Raw genomic sequence first — 205 nt, 5'->3', positions numbered from 1 at the left:
CCCCCGCCGGTCGTAGTACTCGCCGAGCAGCCCGGCCGCGAGCAACAGCGCGAAGCCGGCGTGGACGACCGACGAGACCATCTACCGGCTCACCTCCGCGGAGTCCCCGGTCGACTCCGCCCGGCTCTCCCGGCCCGCCTGGCTTTCCCGGTCCGTCCTCCCTCCCCGCCGGAACCGGATCGCCAACAGCGAGGCCGCGGCGGCG

At 75.6% G+C, this 205-nt stretch carries 1 pseudogene; it reads right to left on the bottom strand.

The features are described 5' to 3' along the window. Positions 1–81, bottom strand: a pseudogene (locus tag B4V06_RS17005) (metal-dependent hydrolase); the annotation flags it as partial. Positions 82–205 lie beyond the last annotated feature (124 nt).

It is taken from the genome of Halorubrum sp. B53, assembly GCF_059752395.1.
The sequence above is the reverse complement of the archived record's forward strand: the minus strand, read 5'-3'. Positions and strand labels throughout refer to the sequence as shown.